This is a genomic window from Paraburkholderia sp. NMBU_R16 (assembly GCF_013282575.1).
GTDB lineage: Bacteria > Pseudomonadota > Gammaproteobacteria > Burkholderiales > Burkholderiaceae > Trinickia.
The window spans coordinates 1-251 of record NZ_JAAAYE010000480.1 but is presented as its reverse complement, the minus strand read 5'-3'; the positions used below and the strand labels follow the sequence as shown (position 1 = coordinate 251).

Below are 251 nucleotides of genomic sequence, written 5' to 3'. Positions count from 1 at the left end.
CTTCTTGGCCGGCGCCGGCGCATCGGGTAGCGCATCGAAGGCTTCGCCCAGCGTGCCCTGTGCCGCATTGGGCTCGACGATGCGACGCTCGCTCTTGCGGCCAAACAACTGGCGCTGGAACCACGCGTGTGGCGCGACAATCTGGATGAGAGACGCGCGACAAACAAGATGAGAATGTCGCGGCGAGGTTGATGATGCCGATGTTGATTGACGCTGACAAGCGTTTGTTGATTGACGCTCGGCGCATGTTG

Annotated in this window: 1 protein-coding gene; it reads right to left on the bottom strand. The window is 61.0% G+C overall.

What is annotated here, in order from left to right; all coding sequences use genetic code 11:
- A partial coding sequence (locus tag GWC77_RS30495; RefSeq protein WP_367949141.1) for a hypothetical protein occupies positions 1-141 on the bottom strand: 141 nt, incomplete at its 3' end.
- Positions 142-251 lie beyond the last annotated feature (110 nt).